Below are 14,259 nucleotides of genomic sequence, written 5' to 3'. Positions count from 1 at the left end.
GACCATCGGGGCGTTGCAGGCGGCCACCAGCGCCCGCCGGCAGGCCTGGGTCAACGGCCGCAGTGCGGCATCCCGTTGCTGGGCCTCGTAGCCGTTGACCGCCCCACCCGGTGCGGACAGTTCGGCCAGCGCCAGCACCCGGTCCAGCACACTCGCCCGCGCGTACAGCCGGCGCGCCCGGGCGTCGTAGCCCGGTGGCAGGTCGGTGCTGTTGTCCGGGCGCCGCAGCGCCTGCAGCGCACCGGCCAGCTCGGGACGCCACTGGGCCACGTCGAGCTTCGTGAGGGCCGACGTGGTCGACATCAGGGCCGCGGAAAGTTCGGCCTCGGCCTCGGCGGCGGACGGCTCGTCGTGCTGGCGCCGCAGCTCCGGCAGCGGGTAGCAGCGCCACAGCACCGTCTCGAACGTGTCGCCCGAGCCCGACGTGTGGGTGCGCACCTCGGGCACCAGGCCGAGCGTGCCGGCGACCACGCCCTCGCCGGTGAGCAGCGCCGCACCGGCGAACGGGCCGGGGCCGGGCAGGCCGCGGGGGTCGCCGGGGGCCGGCAGCACCAGCCGGATCTCGTCGGGGTGCACCTTCGACAGCGCGGACAGCGCCTCCGGTAACTGCACGTCGGTCCACGTTCCGGGGACGTCGGCGGCGAGGTGTTCCTCGTCGCCGGCTATCTCGCCGGCGACCTCGTCGTACGGCACCAGGCCGGCGCGCCACGCGCGGACCCAGGACACGAACCGGGCCGAGCGGCGCACGGTCTTGGTTGCCGCGTGCGCTGCGGGGGACATGGAGAGCAGCCTACGTGCTGGCCGCGCGGTGTGTCTCGCGCTCGCCACACGGGTCACGCACCTAACGTGGCCGGCATGTATGGGGAGGACGTACTTCGGCAACCGATCAGGCCCCGGAAGCGGATCCCGGAAGTCGAGGCCGAACCCGACCTGGTGGTCGAGGACGCCGGCTCCGGATTCTGCGGCGCGGTGGTCGGGTTCGAGTCCGGCGCGGTGGTGCTGGAGGACCGGTTCGGCAAGCGCCGGCTGTTCCCGCTCGAACCGGCCGCGTTCCTGCTCGACGGCGAGCCGGTCACGCTGGTCAGGCCGGCGGCCGGGCAGCAACCGGCCCGACGGTTCACCGCCTCCGGCTCGGTCGCGGTCCGATCGGAGGCCCGGGTCGCGCGCGCCGGCCGCATCTGGGTCGAGGGCATCCACGACGCGGCGCTCGTCGAGAAGGTCTGGGGCGACGACCTGCGGATCGAGGGCGTGGTGGTCGAGCCGTTGAGCGGCATCGACGAGCTGGCCCGGGCGGTCACGGCGTTCCGACCGGCCGCCGACGCCCGCCTCGGCGTGCTGGTCGACCACCTCGTCGCCGGCTCGAAGGAGAGCCGCATCGTGGCGTCGGTCACGTCGCCGCACGTGCTCGTCACCGGCCACCCCTACGTCGACATCTGGCAGGCGGTGAAGCCGGCCCGGTTGGGCATCGGGAAGTGGCCGGTGATCCCGCCCGGCCGGCCGTGGAAGGAGGGCGTCTGCGCCGCGCTCGGTGTCGCCGAACCGGCCGACCTGTGGCGCCGCATCCTCGGTAGCGTGCGCACCTACAAGGACCTGGAGACGCCCCTCATCAACTCGATGGAGCGCCTGATCGACTTCGTCACGGAGGAACCATGAGTCTCCCCATCATCGATCTCACGGCGCCGATGGTGGTCAAGGCCGCGGCGATCGAGCGCGCGTGTCGCGACTCGGGCTTTTTCTACGTGACGGGGCACAGCGTGCCCGCCGACCTCGTCCGCCGCCTCGACGCGTCGGCGCGGGAGTTCTTCGCGTTGCCGGAGCACACCAAGGCGGAGATCGCGATGGAGCGCGGCGGCAAGGCGTGGCGCGGCTTCTTCCCGGTCGGTGCCGAGCTCACGTCGGGCCGGCCGGACCGCAAGGAAGGGATCTACTTCGGCACCGAGCGGCCCGGCGACCCGCGCCCGCTGCACGGCGGCAACCTGTTCCCGGAGCAGGTCCCGGCGCTCAAGGTGGCCGTCCTGGAATACCTGGACCGGTTGACCGCCACCGCACAGGACGTGCTGCGCGCCGTCGCCGTGAGCCTCGGCCTCGACGAGGACTACTTCGCCGGCGGCTACACCGCCGATCCGACCGTGCTGTTCCGGATCTTCCACTACCCGCCGAGCGAGCCCGACGCCGACGACTGGGGCGTCGGCGAACACACCGACTACGGGCTGCTCACGCTGCTGCTGCAGGACGGCAACGGCGGCCTGCAGGTGCGCACGACCGACGGCTGGGTCGACGCGCCACCGGTCGACGGCACGTTCGTCTGCAACATCGGCGACATGCTCGACCGCCTCACCGGCGGCTGGTACCGCTCGACGCCGCACCGGGTCCGCAACGTCAGCGGCAACGAGCGCCTGTCCTACCCGTTCTTCTTCGACCCCGACTTCGACCGGGAGGTCCCGCCGCTGCCGTCGGTCTCGCACGGGAGTGGCCCCCGGTGGGACGGCCAGGACCTCCGCGCCTTCACCGGCACCTACGGTGACTACCTGGTGCGGAAGGTGTCGAAGGTCTTCCCCCACCTGGGGACGGAACTCGAATAGTGACCATCCCGCGACTGTCCGGGGCGGCACCCACGAGCGCGACCGTGACAGTATTCGAGATGTGGCTGCCCTGATCTGGATCCTGGCGGCCGTCGGGCTGGCGGTCGCCGAGCTTTTCACGACTTCGTTCTTTCTGATCATGTTCGCGCTCGGCGCGGTGGCCGCCGCCGCCGCGGCTGCTCTCGACGCGCCCGTGTCGGTGCAGGCGATCATCTTCGTGATCGTGTCGCTGATCGCCACGCTGGGTGTCCGTCCGGTGCTGCGCCGCAACTTCGGCCGCGATGCCGGCGAGCCCACGCCGGTGGCCGAGATCGCCGGCAGCGAGGCGATCGTGCTCGAGCGGGTCGACGACCGCGCCGGCATGATCAAGATCGACGGCGAGTACTGGCAGGCCCGGGCGCTGGAGTCCGGTCAGGTGATCGAGCCGGGTGAGCGGGTGCACGTGGTCGAGCTCAAGGGCGTTACCGCGATGGTGTGGAGGGTCTGACGATGGCCGAAATGATTCTGGTGTTCATAGCTCTCGGCATCGCGCTGTTCGTGCTGGTCGCGGTGATGCGGTCGGTGCGGGTGGTGCCGCAGCAGCGCATGTACGTGGTCGAGCGGCTCGGCAAGTACCAGCGCACGCTCACGCCGGGCCTGAACTTCCTGGTGCCGTTCATCGACGCGGTGCGCTCCAAGGTCGACATGCGCGAGCAGGTGGTCAGCTTCCCGCCGCAGCCGGTGATCACGTCCGACAACCTGGTCGTGTCGATCGACACCGTCCTGTACTTCCGGGTCACCGATCCGGTGAAGGCCACCTACGAGATCGCGAACTTCCTGCAGGCGATCGAGCAGTTGACGGTCACCACGCTGCGGAACGTCATCGGCTCGCTCGATCTGGAGCGGGCGCTCACCAGCCGCGAGGAGATCAACCGGCACCTGTCGACCGTGCTCGACGAGACCACCGGCCGGTGGGGCGTCAAGGTCACCCGGGTGGAGATCAAGGCGATCGAGCCGCCGCCGAGCATCCGCGACTCGATGGAGAAGCAGATGCGCGCCGAGCGCGACAAGCGGGCCGCGATCCTCAACGCCGAGGGCCAGAAGCAGGCCCAGATCCTCACCGCGCAGGGCGACCAGCAGGCCGCGGTGCTGCGGGCCGAGGGCGAGCGGCAGGCCCGCATCCTGCAGGCCGAGGGCCAGGCGAAGGCGATCCGCACGGTGTTCGACGCGATCCACGTCGCCGACCCCGACCCGAAGGTGATGGCCTACCAGTACCTGCAGGCGCTGCCGCAGATCGCGCAGGGCCAGGCCAACAAGGTGTGGATCGTGCCGGCCGAGCTCACCCGCGCGCTGGAGGGCATCGGTGGCGCGGTCGGCGGCCTGATCTCGCCCAACAGCGGCGGCGACCGGGAAGCCGCTGTCGACGCCGCGGAGATCGAGGCGGAGGCGCGCCAGATGGCCACGGCCGCCACGCGGGCGGCGGAGGAAGCCGCCGAGGAGGCGCACCGGGCCGAGGTCGGCTCGGGTCCGCGCGGCCTACCCGCGGCGGACCCGCTCCCCGTCAGCGCCGTGCTGGGCGAGAAGATGCCCGACAACGAGCGCGAACACGCCTGAGCGTCAGTGGTGGGCGCCGGCGTGCGCGATCATCGCGTCGGCGTCGGCCTTGCTCAGCTTCTGGACGGTTCCGCAGGTGCCGCACTGCACCTTGCGCGAGATCCACAGCGGCAGCACCGGGATGAAGAACAGGGTGAACCAGGTGAGCACCCGGAACACCACCTGCCAGCCCTGCATGCCGCAGTTGCGGCACTGGGCCATCAACCGGGCGAGTTCCTTCACCGTCTGCCGGTATCCGAACAGGATCATTTGTCGTTCCCCCTCAATCAGCGTCGCAGCGTACCTGTTTAGCTGGGCGCATGGTGTCCCTCCTCACGGATCCCGACGATGACCGGTTGGGCGACTACCGGGCCCTCACCGACGTCGAGTTGCGCACGCGGTGGGAGCCGCCGAACGGGGTGTTCATCGCCGAGGGCGAGCTGGTCCTCCGGCGCGCTCTCCGCGCCGGTTTCGCGCCGCGGTCGTTCCTTCTGGACGCCAAACGCGTGGACCAGTTGGCCGACCTGTTCGACGCCGGTGCCCCGGTGTACGCGGCCGAACCCGACCTGCTGCGGACGATCACCGGCTTCAACGTGCACCGCGGCGTGCTCGCCTCGTTCCACCGCAAGCCCGCGCTCACGCCCGGGCACGTCCTGGAAACGGCGCGTCGCCTCGCGGTGCTGGAGGACATCAACAACCACACCAACATCGGCGCGATCTTCCGTGGCGCCGCCGCCCTCGGCATGGACGGCGTGCTGCTCTCGCCCACCTGCGCCGATCCGCTGTACCGGCGCAGCGTGCGGGTCAGCATGGGCGAGGTGTTCGCGGTGCCGTACGCGTTCGCCGAGACGTGGCCGGACGGCCTGCACGACGTCCGCAATGAGGGTTTCACCCTGCTGGCGCTGACGCCGGGCGCGCACGCGGTCCCCTTGCAGGGCCTGACCCCGGAGCAGCGGGAGCGGCCGGCGCTGCTGCTCGGGGCGGAAGGCCCGGGCCTGACGGCGGCCGCCCTCGCGGCGGCCGACGCCGCTGTGATGATCCCCATGCACAACGGCGTCGACTCGCTCAACGTGGCGGCCGCCGCGGCGGTCGCGTTCTACGAGGTTTGTCGTTAGGGGCAGGCGGGAGCGACGAAGTCGGCCCGGACGCCCACCGTGAACTTGCAGCCGAACGTGGGTGACGCGACCGCGCGCGGGTCGAGGATCGCGTCGCCGGCCGGCTTGTGACCCGTGCGGACCCACGACACGAGGTCGTCGAAGCCGCGCGTGAGCTCACCGGCGGTGAAGTCGCAGTGGTTGTTGGCGCGGATCGCCCGCGACACGAAGCTCCGCGCCTGCCCGTTGGCCGCCGCGCGCTGCGCGTAGACCTGTTCCATCGAGATCGGGACGAACAGGTCGCCGATGTCGTGCAGCGACAGCACCGGGATGCGCGGGTCGGCGAAGACCTTCGGCACGCCGGTGAGGTCGGGGCTCGGCTCGGCCGTGCGACCCACCCGCAGCGCGGTGACGTTCAGCTTGATCTCGTCCCAGGTCGGCAGCCAGTGGTCGTCGAGTTCGTACCAGGTGGCGCGGTTCGACGTGACGTTGCCGTCCTCGATGCCGATCGTCCCGCCGCTGGTGCCCGGGTAGACGCCGAACAGGAACGGCAGGCCGTTGTTGGTCGCGGTGTTCCAGAAGGCGAACGCGCCGTCGAAGCCGGGCCGGTCGCCGCCCGAGCGCCGCTCGACCGCGCTCGACCACTGCCGGCCCGGCGCGGTGAACGCCGGTGGCGCGCCGGTCTTCACGCCGAGCACCGGCTGGATCGCGGCCACCGTGGCGGCGAAGGTCGCCGGGAAGTCCGGCGGCGGATTCAGCGGAAACTGCAAGGGGACGCGGGCCAGCGCCGCCGCCGTGACCGTGGCGTCGAGGAAGTAGTCGAACAGTTCGGCGTCACCGAGCACGCCGCAGCTCGGCATCGCGCCGACGAACGACCCGCGGTACTTTTCGACGGCGACACCGGTGATGTGCCCGCCCATCGACATGCCGGTCATGTAGACGGCCTTGGCGCGCTTGCCGGTCACCTTCTTGAACTGGGCGATGAGCGCGTGCGAGTCCGTGACACCCTGGCCGACGTCGTACCCGTTGGTCTGGTAGCTCGACGCGGCCCAGGCGAAGCCCTTGGCGATGAAGTGGGCGCGCAGCGGGGCGCTGTCGACGAACACGGTGGTGCCGGTGCCCCGGTAGCCGTGCGCGTAGAGGGCGAGTTCGCCGTTCCAGTTGAGCGGCACCTCGATGCGGTAGGCGGCGCCGTTCTCGATGGCCGCGTAGGTGCGGCTGACCGGCCTGCCGGCCGCGTCGGTGAGCGGCTGGAACGGGGTTCCGTTGAGGTCGCAGTTCGGGTCGGCGACGGTGTAGCCGGGCTTGGTGGTGCTGGGCACGGGCGCGGTGCACGCCGGCGCTGCGCTCTGGTTTGTCGCGCTCAGCGCCGGGCTGGCGGGCCCGACCAGGATCGTGGTGAGCAGCAGGACAAGGGCGGACCAGCGGGTGGCTGGGTTCTTGATCATTGATCCACCTCCGTCGCCCATGGAAGTGGCTGGCGTAGGTGCCCGTCAATGCCCCCGGTGTCTCACGTTGTGGATGCCGTCACCGCGTCGGCCCGGCCGCCGGGTTTCGCATATACGACGCTCGATCCAGTCTAGTTGCAGGTGTTCGATATCCGCTGGGGTGGGGGTGCGGCGTCGGCGGCCTCGGCGGTGGTGGCACCGGGTTCGGCGCTCGCGCTGGGTGCGGTGCTCGTCGACGCGCTTGCGGAGGCGCTGGCGCTCGCCGGCTTCGAGCCCGCCGGGGTGGCGGCCTTGGCGACCGCGCCGCTGTACATGTTGACGCCGGTGCCCTGCACCTTTTCGGGGGTGAGCTTGATGTTCGGCACCACGGTCTGGCGGCCGGTGGAGTCGGTCAGGCGGACGGTGAACGGGCCGCTGCCGGCTCCGCTCTCGTCGATCCAGTAGTTGAAGTCGGTGCGCTGGAGCTTCTGCCAGCCGCTGCCGACCTTCAGCTCCGCCGACGAGAGCGCGTTGCCGTGGTTGTCGAACCGCAGGGCCAGCCAGTACTGCGACGACCCCTCCTTGACGCGCACGGTCACCGCGCCGGGCAGGCCGGGGTCGGCCACGGTGCGGAACGTGATCGGCACGATGCCGTCGACCGGGTTGGCGATCTTGGTGAACGCCTCGCGGCTGAGGTCGATGTGGCCGGCGGCGCACTCGGGGCACTTGTCGGTGACCTTGACCCGCACCGTGCCCTTCGGGCCGCTGACGTCGAGGTAGCCGCCACAGGCGGCGCCGGCCCTGTAGTCGCTCGGGCCGAGCGCCACCACCAGCGGCGCGGAGACCGTGTCGAACGAGCAGTTGCCGGCACCGGTGGCGGCGTAGAACGTCGCCTTCCCGGCGACCTTCGCCGCGGCCGGAACGGCGGGCGCCGCACACGCCGCGCTTCCGCTCCGCACCAGCACGACGGTGACCGCGATGCAGGCGACCAACACCGCCCCGATCCCACCGAACAGATACCGCCGAGGAACCGCTCCCAGTAGTGCCACGCCGGGAGGCTACCGCCCCGTGGGAGCGCTTCCACGCCGATCTTGCACTTGTGCTCGCTCTGAATCGGGGCATAGAGGCATGAAAAGGCGTGCACAACTGCAAGATCGGCGCTTTCTTAAGGGAGATTTGTCGTACCCCTCGGGTGTAATGGCGCGGTGATGCGCGTCCTGCACCCTGACTCCGGCGGTGGGGTCTGGCTGCGTGACCTCACCGAGGCCGGCGTGCCCGTCGGCGCCGCACGGCACGTCGCGGGCGTCGAGCCCGACGATGCGGTGCGCTGGCTGTGGGCGTCCACTATTGATCTTTATCCCGGGCTGCTCCGCGCCGGCCTCCGGCTCGACCGGTGCCACGACCTGGAGCTCACCGAGGCGCTGCTGCTCGGCGTCGAGGGGCGGTGGGGCGAGCCGCGCGGCCTGGCGGCGGCCGTGGCGCGGCTGGCCGGGCGTCCGGTGTCGCCCGATCCGCCGGCCCGGGCCGCGGTGCCGCCCGGCGAGGCGCAGGAGGCGCTGTTCGACGCGGCGCCCGTCGCCCCCGCCGGCACGGTCGGCGACGTGGTCGAGGTGTACGCGGCACAGCGCGAGCGCATCGAGGCCACGCCCGACCCGCGGCGGTTCCGCCTGCTGGTGGCCGCCGAGTCGGCCGGTGCCCTGCTCGCGGTCGAGATGGGCGCGGCCGGGCTGCCGTTCCGGGCCGACGTGCACGACGCGCTGCTGCTCGACCTGCTCGGCGAGCCGGCGCCGATGGGCGGCCAGCCGAAGCGGATCACGGAGCTGCAGCGGGCCATCGAGAACGCGTTCGGCGGCCAGCGGCTCAATCCCACGTCGGCGGCCGAGGTGGTGCGGGCGTTCGGGCGGGAGGGCGTGTCGATCCCCAACACGCGGGCCTGGTCGCTGCGCCAGGTCGAGCACCCCGCCGTCCCCTTGCTCCTGGAGTACAAGGAGCTCTACCGCATCTTCACCGCGCATGGCCGGGCCTGGCGCGAGCAGTGGGTCAGCGACGGCCGGTTCCGGCCGGAGTACGTGCCGGCCGGTGTGGTGTCGGGGCGGTGGGCGTCCCGGGGCGGGGGAGCGCTGCAGATTCCGAAGGTGGTCCGCAAGGCGGTGCTCGCCGATCCCGGCCGGGCGTTCGTGGTCGCCGACGCGTCGCAACTCGAACCGCGCGTGCTCGCCGCGATGTCCGGCGACCGCGGCCTGGCCGACGCCGCGCGCTCCGGCGACCTGTACGAGGCGCTCGCCGCCGCCTCGTTCGGCGGCGACCGGGCCAAGGCGAAGGTGGCCCTGCTCGGCGCGATGTACGGGCAGACCGGCGGGCAGGCGGTGCCGGCGCTGGCGGTCCTGCGGCGCAGCTACCCGCGGGCGTGGGAGTACGTCGAGGAGGCGGCCCGCACCGGTGAGCAGGGCGGGCTGGTGCGCTCGTGGCTGGGCCGCACCTGCCCGCCGTCGTCGGTGCCGTTCGCGCGGCTGGAGGAAGACGGGTCCTCGTACGGGCGGGCGCGGGGCCGGTTCACCCGCAACTTCGTGGTGCAGGCGACGGCCGCCGAGTGGGCGCTGGTGCTGCTGGCGCGGCTGCGCACGGCGCTCGCCGGAAGCTCCGCGGAGATCGTCTTCTTCCAGCACGACGAGGTCGTGGTGCACTGCCCGGCAGCGGACGCCGCCGAGGTGACGGCCGCCGTGCACCGCGCCGGCGACGACGCGCGTCGGCTGCTGTTCGGCGACACGCCGGTGCGGTTCCCGCTCGGAGTGTCCACCGTGGAGTGTTACGCCGACGCGAAGTAGCGCGCCATCGCGTCGGTGTGGGTGTCCCACACCAGGTCCTGCGGCTTCAGCAGCACCAGCCGTTCCAGCGTCTCCTCGTCGGGCACCATCGGCGGCAGATCGGCCTCGTCGCGGGGCGGCACCACCGCGAACACCATCAGCCGCTGGCCGTTGGGCGAGCTGTGCACGTCGAGCAGCACCACCGTCGCCGGATCGGCCACGATCGCGGTCTCCTCGCGCAGTTCGCGGACCGCCGCCTCCTGCCAGCTCTCGCCGGTCTCCATGAACCCGCCCGGCAGCGCCAACTGGCCGTAACCCGGCTCGATGCCGCGCCGCACCACCACGACGCCGGTGCCGCCCGGCCCGGTGCCGCCGGCGATCCGCACCGGCGCCAGCACCACCGCGACCGGCAACGGATTCTGCCAGGTCGTCTCGCCGCAACCGGCGCAGACGCGGGGATACGCGGGAACGGTGAACGCCGCGCCGCAGTGGGTGCAGTGGGGGTTATGCATGGGGCAGAGGGTACCGGTGGGACGACATCGCTACCGATAAACCATCACGCGGCAACCGGACCGGCCGATGGAACGACGTGGGTAGGAGTCGGGCGACTGCTCTGACCGCCGCCTGCGTGGTGGCGGTCATCGGCCTGCTCGCCACCGGTGCCGCAGCCGCCCTCGTGCACGCGCACGAGTGGGACAACGCCCGGAGCCTGATCGACCGGACCACGCTGTCGGCGCGGGCGGCCGTGCAGTTCGAACTGCAGCGCTACACCGACGCGCTCAAGACGGTCGCCGGCGGCCTCGGCGGCCAGGACCCGGTGACGCCGGCCGGATTCGACGCCGCGACCGCGCCGCTGGCCGGCCTCGACCTGCGCGGCGTCACCGCCGTGGCGCTCATGGTGCCGGCCACGTCGGACCGGGTGGCGCAGACCCAGGCGACCTGGCGGGACCGCGGCGTCACCGGGCTGACCCTCAAGCCCGAGGGGACCGGGGAGCACTTCTTCGCCGTCCTCCAGCGCGCGCTGGACGGCTCACCGCGCACCGTCGGCGCCGACATCAGCCCGGTTCCGGAGCCGACGGCGGCGCTGCTGCGGGCGCGGACGAGCGGCGGCACCACGGTCTCGGATCCGTACGTGCTGATCCGGGACCGCGGCCGGCCTGACGAGGCGCAGAAGCGGTCGGTGGTGTTCGCGACCCCGGTCACCGACGCCGCGGGCCGGTTCCAGGCCTGGGTGGTCATCGGCGTCCGGGCCGCCGACCTGCTGAACCGGCTGCTGCCGGCGGGAGCCAAGGGCTGGTTCCAGGTGGACGTCCACGCCGGCTCCGGTGCGCTGCCGATCGCCCGGGTGACCGGTTCCGACAAGGGCCGGCCGGAGCTGACCGCCGTCGCCGACCTGGTGATCGCCGACCAGCAGTGGACGATGCGGGTGGCCGCCGACCGGTCGGCCCTGCCCGGCACCGACACCCCGCTCGACACCGGGATCGCCGCCGGCGGCGTCGCGCTCACCGGCCTCCTGACCGCGCTCGTCTACGTGCTGGCCACGGTGCGGCGCCGGCTGGAGTCGGAGGTGTACACGGCCACCGCCGAGGCCCGCGCGGCGGAACGCGAGGCGCGCCGGCAGGCGGGCCTGCTCGGCGCCGTGATGGACAGCATCGGTGACGGCGTCGCGGTGATGGACGGCGACGGCCGGTTCATCCTGAGCAATCCCGCCGCCCGGTCGCTGGTCGGCAGCCCGGTCGAGTCGGCGGACCCCGACGACTGGGCCAACCGCTACGGGCTGTTCAAGGCCGACGGCGTCAGCGCGTTCGCCATAGCCGAGATGCCGATCATCCGGGCCCTGCACGGCGAGTGGGTCACCGACGAGGAGATGATCGCCCGCAACCCGGGCCGGCCGGACGGCGCGCGCCTGAACGTGTCCGCCCGGCCGCTCGACCCGGCCGCCGGGCAGCCGGGCGCGGTGGCGGTGTTCCACGACGTCACCGATCGGCGGGCCGCCGAGGACGCGGTCCGCCGGCTCAACGCCGAACTGGAGGACCGGGTCGACCGGCGCACCGCCCAACTGGCCGCCCGCGCGGAGCAGTTGCGGGCGGCGAACGCCGAGCTGGAGGCGTTCTCGTACAGCGTCTCGCACGACCTGCGCGCGCCGCTGCGGGCCGTCGACGGGTTCGCCCGGATGCTCGAACTCGACTACGCCACGTTCCTCGACGACACCGGCCGCCGCTATGTCGCCCGGGTGCGCGCCGGTGCGCAGACGATGGGCGAACTCATCGACGGGCTGCTGGCGTTCTCCCGGTTGCAGCGGCAGGAGCTGTCGCACGAGGAGGTCCGGCTCGACCGTCTGGTGGACGAGGTATGGGACGAGCTTGCGCCCGACCGGGTGGGCCGGCGCGTCGAGCTGGTGGTGGGTGACCTGCCGCCCGCCGCGGGCGACCGGCGCCTGATCCGCCAGGTGGTGGCGAACCTGCTGCACAACGCGCTGAAGTACACCCGTTCCCGCGCGGAGACTCGAATCGAGGTCGGCTTTACAGACGACGCCTACTTCGTGAAAGACAACGGAGCAGGCTTCGATTCGCAGTACGTCGACCGGCTTTTCCAGGTGTTCCAGCGGCTGCACCGGGCCGAAGACTACGAAGGCACGGGCGTCGGGCTCGCACTCGCGTCCCGGATAGTTCTTCGCCACGGCGGCCGCATCTGGGCCGAGGGCGAAACCGACCGCGGCGCCACTTTCCATTTCACGCTCCCGAAGCTCAGCCACGAAAGGAAGGGAGCCACCGATGTCGTTTCTGCCGACGCGGGTGCTGCTGGTGGAGGACAACCCGTCCGACCTGGAGTTGGCGCTGCTCGCGTTTGACCGGGGCGGATTCGGCAATCCGGTCGATGTCGTGCGCGACGGCGCCGAGGCGCTGGAGTACCTGTACCGGGAGGGCCGGTACGCGGGCCGCGGCGCGCACGACGAGCCGCGGCTCATCCTGCTCGACGTCAAGCTGCCGCTCATCGACGGGCCGGAGGTGCTGCGCCGCATCAAGGCCGATCCGCGCACCCGGCACCTGCCCGTGGTGATGCTGACGACCTCCACCGAAGACGTCGACCTGCGCCGCTGCTACGAGTACGGCGCCAACAGCTACATCGTGAAGCCGGTCGACATGGAGCGGTTCTTCCGGGCGGTTCAGGACATCGGCACCTACTGGCTGGAGCTCAACAAGACCGAGGCGTCCACATGAGGGCGCTGCTGCTCGAAGACAACCCCGACGACGCCGAACTGCTGGTCTTCGAGCTGAAACGGGCCGGCTTCGATCCCGAGTGGAGCCGCGTCGACGACGAGCCGGGGCTGGTCGCCGGCCTCGGCCGGTCTCCCGACATCGTGCTCGCCGACTACAACCTGCCCGGATTCGGCGCGTTGCAGGCGTTGCGGTTGATCGGTGCGTTGCCCGACCCGCCCCCGGTCATCGTCATCAGCGGTGCGATGAGCGAAGACGCCTGCGTCGAGGCGCTGCGCCGCGGCGCCGTCGACTACCTGCTCAAGGACCGGCTGGCCCGGCTCGGCCCGGCGGTCGAGCACGCGCTCGCCCAGCGTCGCCTCGACCACGCCCGCCGGCACGCCGAGGCGCAGTCGCAGCAGCACGAGCGGCGGTTCCGGGCGGCGTTCGACCACGCGCCGGTCGGCATGGCGGTCACGGCGGCCGACGGCGAGGTGATCGAGGCGAACGCGGCGCTGCTGGAGATGGCCGGGTTGAGCATGGCCGAGGTCCGCGGCCGGCCGTTCGACGAACTGGTGCTGCCCGACGACCGGCCGGTGCTGGCCGAGTACATCAAGCTGCTCGGCGAGGGCCGCGACGGCGAGCGCCGGGCCCGGCCCCGCGGCCGGTCCGACGACGACCACCTCGGCCGGCCGGTGCGCGAGGTCCGGCTGGCGGGTCGCGACGGCAAGGTGACGTGGACGCAGTACTCGGCGTCGCTGATCACCCCGAACGGGGTCGACGGGAGCCCGATCGTCCATCAGATCGCCGACATCAGCGCCCGGCGGCGCGCCGAGCAGGCGTTGCAGCGGCAGACCGAGCAGTTGGCCCGGTCAAACGCCGAACTGCAGGAACTCGACCGGCTGAAGAGCGAGTTCATCGCGACCGTCTCGCACGAGCTACGGACGCCGCTCACCAGCATCCGTGGCTACACCGAGATGCTCGCCGAAGACGTCAACAACGTGTTCGGCGACGACGACCGTCGCCTCATCTCGATCATCGACCGCAACGGCCGCCGGCTGCTCGCCCTCATCGACGACGTGCTGACGTTCGCCGACATCGAGGCCGGCACGCTCACCCTCACCTGCGGCCCGGTGCGGCTCGCCGACCTTCTGCTCAGTGCGGTCGAGGCGACCCGGGCGAGCGCGCCGCCGGAGGTCGCCATCAAGCTCGACGCCGCCGACTCCCTGCCGGAGCTCGACGCCGACGGCCCGCAGATCGAGCGGGTGCTGCTGAACCTGCTGTCGAACGCCGTCAAGTTCTCACCCGACGGCGGAACGGTCCGGGTGACGGCCCGTGCCGACGCCGGAGAGATCCTCGTCTCGGTCGCCGACACCGGCATCGGTATTACCGCCGCCGAGCAGACCCGCCTGTTCACCCGGTTCTTCCGCTCGGCGGAGACGCAGCGCCGCGCCATCAACGGCAGCGGCCTCGGGCTCGCGATCAGCAAGGCGATCGTGGAGGCGCACGCCGGCTGGATCGGAATATCGTCCACGCCGGGCGTGGGCACCACCGTGTCGTTCGGCCTTCCGATTTCGTAAAGA

14 protein-coding genes are annotated in these 14,259 nt (G+C 72.0%); 9 read left to right on the top strand and 5 right to left on the bottom strand.

Annotated features, from left to right (window positions below):
* Positions 1–780: Rv1486c family protein (locus tag Vau01_RS40715; protein WP_204005150.1), on the bottom strand; the 780-nt coding region annotated here is incomplete at its 3' end.
* Positions 781–846: 66 nt separating this feature from the next.
* Between Vau01_RS40715 and Vau01_RS40710 the strand changes: the two genes are divergently transcribed.
* From Vau01_RS40710 to Vau01_RS40695, 4 genes are all read left to right on the top strand, one after another.
* Positions 847–1,653: a DUF3097 domain-containing protein gene (locus Vau01_RS40710; protein WP_204005149.1), complete on the top strand. Its 807-nt coding sequence runs from the start codon at positions 847–849 to the stop codon at positions 1,651–1,653.
* Positions 1,650–2,582 carry an isopenicillin N synthase family dioxygenase gene (locus Vau01_RS40705; RefSeq protein WP_204005148.1) on the top strand — a complete coding sequence of 311 codons (933 nt, stop codon included), beginning with the start codon at positions 1,650–1,652 and terminating at the stop codon, positions 2,580–2,582. The genes Vau01_RS40710 and Vau01_RS40705 overlap by 4 nt, the downstream gene beginning before the upstream one ends.
* A 61-nt stretch (positions 2,583–2,643) precedes the next feature.
* A complete protein-coding gene (locus tag Vau01_RS40700) occupies positions 2,644–3,069 on the top strand; it encodes an NfeD family protein (protein WP_204005147.1) in 426 nt (141 codons plus the stop codon).
* A 2-nt stretch (positions 3,070–3,071) separates the two neighbouring features.
* Positions 3,072–4,175 carry an SPFH domain-containing protein gene (locus Vau01_RS40695; RefSeq protein WP_239152251.1) on the top strand — a complete coding sequence of 368 codons (1,104 nt, stop codon included), beginning with the start codon at positions 3,072–3,074 and terminating at the stop codon, positions 4,173–4,175.
* 3 nt (positions 4,176–4,178) lie between these two features.
* On the opposite strand, the gene Vau01_RS40690 is transcribed toward Vau01_RS40695, so the two are convergent.
* The gene (locus Vau01_RS40690) at positions 4,179–4,424 is read right to left on the bottom strand and encodes a zinc ribbon domain-containing protein (RefSeq protein ID WP_204005146.1); all 246 of its coding nucleotides are present in this window, start codon (positions 4,422–4,424) and stop codon (positions 4,179–4,181) included.
* A 50-nt stretch (positions 4,425–4,474) separates the two neighbouring features.
* On the opposite strand from Vau01_RS40690, the gene Vau01_RS40685 reads away from it, so the two are divergent.
* Positions 4,475–5,269 (top strand): TrmH family RNA methyltransferase, encoded by a 795-nt coding sequence (locus Vau01_RS40685; protein WP_204005144.1) that lies wholly within the window; start codon positions 4,475–4,477, stop codon positions 5,267–5,269.
* On the opposite strand, the gene Vau01_RS40680 is transcribed toward Vau01_RS40685, so the two are convergent.
* Positions 5,266–6,696 (bottom strand): phthalyl amidase, encoded by a 1,431-nt coding sequence (locus tag Vau01_RS40680; protein ID WP_204005142.1) that lies wholly within the window; start codon positions 6,694–6,696, stop codon positions 5,266–5,268. The two genes, Vau01_RS40685 and Vau01_RS40680, sit on opposite strands and share 4 nt — an antisense overlap.
* Positions 6,697–6,827: 131 nt before the next feature.
* Positions 6,828–7,724 (bottom strand): expansin EXLX1 family cellulose-binding protein, encoded by an 897-nt coding sequence (locus Vau01_RS40675; protein WP_204005140.1) that lies wholly within the window; start codon positions 7,722–7,724, stop codon positions 6,828–6,830.
* Between the two features lie 159 nt (positions 7,725–7,883).
* Here Vau01_RS40675 and Vau01_RS40670 point away from each other — a divergent pair, with 159 nt between their 5' ends.
* On the top strand, positions 7,884–9,500 hold the full coding sequence (locus Vau01_RS40670) for a bifunctional 3'-5' exonuclease/DNA polymerase (protein WP_204005159.1): 1,617 nt from the start codon (positions 7,884–7,886) through the stop codon (positions 9,498–9,500).
* Here Vau01_RS40670 and Vau01_RS40665 read toward each other — a convergent pair.
* Entirely contained in the window at positions 9,482–9,991 is a 510-nt protein-coding gene (locus tag Vau01_RS40665; protein ID WP_204005138.1) for an NUDIX domain-containing protein, read from the bottom strand. The genes Vau01_RS40670 and Vau01_RS40665 overlap by 19 nt on opposite strands.
* 116 nt (positions 9,992–10,107) lie before the next feature.
* On the opposite strand from Vau01_RS40665, the gene Vau01_RS40660 reads away from it, so the two are divergent.
* Genes Vau01_RS40660 through Vau01_RS40650 form a run of 3 tightly spaced genes read left to right on the top strand, consistent with a single transcriptional unit; the run spans position 10,108 to position 14,256 of the window.
* Positions 10,108–12,330, top strand: coding sequence for an ATP-binding protein (locus Vau01_RS40660; RefSeq protein WP_204005136.1), 2,223 nt, complete (start codon positions 10,108–10,110; stop codon positions 12,328–12,330).
* Positions 12,254–12,700 carry a response regulator gene (locus tag Vau01_RS40655; protein WP_204005134.1) on the top strand — a complete coding sequence of 149 codons (447 nt, stop codon included), beginning with the start codon at positions 12,254–12,256 and terminating at the stop codon, positions 12,698–12,700. Before Vau01_RS40660 ends, Vau01_RS40655 begins: the two co-directional genes overlap by 77 nt.
* Complete coding sequence (locus Vau01_RS40650) at positions 12,697–14,256, top strand: sensor histidine kinase (protein WP_204005132.1); 1,560 nt, start codon at positions 12,697–12,699, stop codon at positions 14,254–14,256. Before Vau01_RS40655 ends, Vau01_RS40650 begins: the two co-directional genes overlap by 4 nt.
* Positions 14,257–14,259 lie beyond the last annotated feature (3 nt).

This window comes from Virgisporangium aurantiacum (assembly GCF_016863635.1).
Classification (GTDB): Bacteria; Actinomycetota; Actinomycetes; order Mycobacteriales; family Micromonosporaceae; genus Virgisporangium; species Virgisporangium aurantiacum.
The sequence above is the reverse complement of the archived record's forward strand: the minus strand, read 5'-3'. Positions and strand labels throughout refer to the sequence as shown.

Excerpts from the sequence above, each read along its gene's own strand:
- Vau01_RS40705 (WP_204005148.1), top strand. The coding sequence starts at position 1,650 with ATGAGTCTCCCCATCATCGATCTCACGGCGCCGATGGTGGTCAAGGCC.
- Vau01_RS40695 (WP_239152251.1), top strand. The coding sequence starts at position 3,072 with ATGGCCGAAATGATTCTGGTGTTCATAGCTCTCGGCATCGCGCTGTTC.
- Vau01_RS40690 (WP_204005146.1), bottom strand. The coding sequence starts at position 4,424 with ATGATCCTGTTCGGATACCGGCAGACGGTGAAGGAACTCGCCCGGTTG.
- Vau01_RS40685 (WP_204005144.1), top strand. The coding sequence starts at position 4,475 with ATGGTGTCCCTCCTCACGGATCCCGACGATGACCGGTTGGGCGACTAC.
- Vau01_RS40680 (WP_204005142.1), bottom strand. The coding sequence starts at position 6,696 with ATGATCAAGAACCCAGCCACCCGCTGGTCCGCCCTTGTCCTGCTGCTC.
- Vau01_RS40670 (WP_204005159.1), top strand. The coding sequence starts at position 7,884 with ATGCGCGTCCTGCACCCTGACTCCGGCGGTGGGGTCTGGCTGCGTGAC.
- Vau01_RS40665 (WP_204005138.1), bottom strand. The coding sequence starts at position 9,991 with ATGCATAACCCCCACTGCACCCACTGCGGCGCGGCGTTCACCGTTCCC.
- Vau01_RS40655 (WP_204005134.1), top strand. The coding sequence starts at position 12,254 with ATGTCGTTTCTGCCGACGCGGGTGCTGCTGGTGGAGGACAACCCGTCC.
- Vau01_RS40650 (WP_204005132.1), top strand. The coding sequence starts at position 12,697 with ATGAGGGCGCTGCTGCTCGAAGACAACCCCGACGACGCCGAACTGCTG.